The sequence below is a fragment of the Alkalibacterium sp. genome (assembly GCF_046484155.1).
Classification (GTDB): Bacteria; Bacillota; Bacilli; order Lactobacillales; family Carnobacteriaceae_A; genus Alkalibacterium.
Window position 1 is genome coordinate 1 of sequence record NZ_JAWOBT010000099.1, and the last position, 2,661, is coordinate 2,661.

Annotated in this window: 5 protein-coding genes; all 5 read left to right on the plus strand. The window is 34.0% G+C overall.

The annotated features are described in order from the left end of the window. Positions 1–269: 269 nt before the first annotated feature. The 5 genes from R6U02_RS07025 to R6U02_RS07045 all read left to right on the plus strand — a co-directional run bounded on the left by R6U02_RS07025 (position 270) and on the right by R6U02_RS07045 (position 2,576). The gene (locus tag R6U02_RS07025) at positions 270–446 is read left to right on the plus strand and encodes a hypothetical protein (RefSeq protein WP_410262904.1); all 177 of its coding nucleotides are present in this window, start codon (positions 270–272) and stop codon (positions 444–446) included. Next, positions 436–1,191 carry an MYG1 family protein gene (locus tag R6U02_RS07030; RefSeq protein WP_410262905.1) on the plus strand — a complete coding sequence of 252 codons (756 nt, stop codon included), beginning with the start codon at positions 436–438 and terminating at the stop codon, positions 1,189–1,191. Before R6U02_RS07025 ends, R6U02_RS07030 begins: the two co-directional genes overlap by 11 nt. Positions 1,192–1,214: 23 nt before the next feature. Then, on the plus strand, positions 1,215–1,421 hold the full coding sequence (locus R6U02_RS07035) for a hypothetical protein (protein ID WP_410262906.1): 207 nt from the start codon (positions 1,215–1,217) through the stop codon (positions 1,419–1,421). A gap of 98 nt (positions 1,422–1,519) precedes the next feature. Further along, the gene (locus R6U02_RS07040) at positions 1,520–1,831 is read left to right on the plus strand and encodes a hypothetical protein (protein ID WP_410262907.1); all 312 of its coding nucleotides are present in this window, start codon (positions 1,520–1,522) and stop codon (positions 1,829–1,831) included. A 442-nt stretch (positions 1,832–2,273) separates the two neighbouring features. After that, complete coding sequence (locus R6U02_RS07045; RefSeq protein ID WP_410262908.1) at positions 2,274–2,576, plus strand: hypothetical protein; 303 nt, start codon at positions 2,274–2,276, stop codon at positions 2,574–2,576. The last annotated feature ends 85 nt before the right edge of the window (positions 2,577–2,661 follow it).

A 2,661-nucleotide genomic window follows, 5' to 3' on the forward strand; every position in this document is an offset into this window, starting at 1 on the left:
AAGATTATGGCTCTTATTGCTGAGAAGAAAGATGAAAGTCTTAGGAGTATGTCTGTTAAAGACCTCGAAAAGTTGCTGAAATAGGAGAGAGAAGTCTAAACCCTGATGATTAGAAAGCTATTGGTAACAATAGCAAGAGATGTAGCTGTATTGGGGTATGCTACTATGAACTCTTGGGAGTCTCCAGCAAGATCCTATTCTACCAGATTCTGTTATCAGGATCTAAGGATGGAATAGGATGCTAAATATTAATTTAAAATTTTATAAAGATGGAAACAAAAACATTTGAAGATCTAAAATTGTTTATGTCAGGAGTTCGTAGTGTAGATGAATGGAATGACAGACGTCAGGAGGCCAAGGATATCTTCGGTGGTAAGCTGATTAATGAACTTGATGCAAGTGGATACATTAAGAAACTTTCTAAAGGGTGGAGAGATGTATATTAAAAAGATTGTTACGCATTCAGGAATGCATCATGCTGATGAACTCTTAGCTATTACTATGGTGAGGAAGTTTGTAAAACATGCTGACAAAGCTGATATTGAGAGAGTTAGTGAGGTTCCTGAAAAATATCTCAAGAATAAAGAGGTTATTGTTATAGATGTTGGTAGAAGTTACAATGCAGAACTTCATAATTTCGATCATCATCATGATCCAAGTCTTCCTGCTTCATGTATATTAGTGGGAAGAGAGATTTGTCCTGAAACTATTTATCCTTATCTTGAAAGGTATTTATTGGGATATGTTTCTGATGTTGATACAGGGAAGATATGGAGTGATTTCCCTTCAATCAACAATATATTGAGAAATTATGAAACCTTTGATGATGCCCTGCTTGTGGCCAGTATCATTTTTGGAGGATACTTAGTTAATGCATATAAAGCTATTGAATCAGAGAGAAAGTGGGAAAAGTTGGAAAAACTTAATGGGATAGCTATAAACAGAGAAAAAGGTGTTATCCTAAATTGGAAAAGTATAGCTAAAAAAGAAGGTGTGTTTTTAATGATAACACCTTCTGACAGGAATGAAGGATGGAATGTAATTGTCAGGGATAGTGATATTATAAAACTTCTCCCTGATGAAAATCAGATGTTTCTTCACAATGAAGGGTTTATGGCTGTATACAAAGATTTTGAAACAGCTCTTGAAAAAGCTGTTGATACAATGTATTTATTCAACCTGTCATCATAGCTACTATTAAATTTAAAAATGTCATGAAAAAGTTAAAGTTTAGAGAAAAATTGGGATTGATTATGGGCGTTAGTATTATAATTATCGGTTCTTTTTTTGAAGCCATAGAAAACAAACTGGGTGTGATTCCTGATTGGATGATAATCATAGGTTTAGCATTTGTAGCATGTTTTTTAGTTTATATAAATTATGATGGAAAGAAGAAACGGAAGGAAGAAGAAGAAGTTTAAACCCTTTGACATTACATTTAATGTTAGATCAATAGATGAGGCTAAGATCCTTCTTATGTTATTTGAAGGATCTCCTCATTTGTTTAGTGAAGTGATTGATGAAATTAAAGAGAAATATGAAAAATATAGTTGAAGCAAAATTAGAATATAATCGCAGACAGCTTAAAAAGTTTATAAAAGCAAGAAACAAATCTGCAATTCGTGATTACGATATTAGATGCCATTTACTTGAAGATATAATCGAGGATGTAGAGCAAACCAGTACTTGGAAAGACAAATTAGAGGCGTTAATAGATGGATTGGAAATTGAAAATAAAGAAAAGCTGCTAAATGATGGTAACGTTGAAACATATAAAATGCTTGGTGAAGTTATGGCTTATAAGATAAAGCAAATGCAGTATTGGCGTTAACGGACAAGTGTAAGAATTTTTAAAAATTACGGATATGACGCAGGTATTTAGTTTCTTATACACAGATTGCATACATGAGAGTGCGATGGCTACAATGAGTTTGCATAGGACAAAAAAAGGTGCATATAAAGCCATGAGACGGTTTTTAGAAAAAGAATACATGAGTTGGTATGACAGAAGAATACTATATGGAAAAGATAAGGATTGGGTTGATAAGTTTGGATTGCACTGTGCGTGGGCTGTTCGCCCGATAGAGCTACGGGAGTAATTTTTATTGCTAATGGGTAAGTGCATGAACCGTTTGTCTAAAAGACATTAATTAGATAAACTTAGACGTTATTTTAGACAAATATTAGATTTTGAAAAAGGTAGTACCGTACAATTTGGCACGAACACCCGCATTAATTTTATGCAGTGTTACCTGCCGTTAATTTTAAACAAAATGAATAGAAACGATGCACGAAAAATTGCCGAAACGATTACTAATGAACAACTACAACAGATGTTTGAAACCGCAAAGGCAAAAATTACTGACTGGACAAAAGTTAGTAATGTAAACAAAGGACTAACAAAAGGTGTAAGTTGGAATATACTTGCAAAGGATTTTGATGTGAACTCAAATCACCACATACTTGCCAAAACTAATATGGTTCGTGAATTTGGAGAATTTTTGCCCGATGAAATTAAACCACAAAAGAAGGTTCGGCAATTTCAGCCACCAACTCATCAAGACCCGCAGTTTTAATGGCAGGTAACGGCTTTGGGTATGGTAAGTAGCCCTGCCCACAAACATAAATATCGTAAAGCGAACGGAAATGAAAGTAGAAAAT

Coding starts and splice junctions, on each gene's coding strand:
- R6U02_RS07045 (WP_410262908.1), top strand. CDS start 2,274: ATGAATAGAAACGATGCACGAAAAATTGCCGAAACGATTACTAATGAA.
- R6U02_RS07025 (WP_410262904.1), top strand. CDS start 270: ATGGAAACAAAAACATTTGAAGATCTAAAATTGTTTATGTCAGGAGTT.
- R6U02_RS07040 (WP_410262907.1), top strand. CDS start 1,520: ATGAAATTAAAGAGAAATATGAAAAATATAGTTGAAGCAAAATTAGAA.
- R6U02_RS07030 (WP_410262905.1), top strand. CDS start 436: ATGTATATTAAAAAGATTGTTACGCATTCAGGAATGCATCATGCTGAT.
- R6U02_RS07035 (WP_410262906.1), top strand. CDS start 1,215: ATGAAAAAGTTAAAGTTTAGAGAAAAATTGGGATTGATTATGGGCGTT.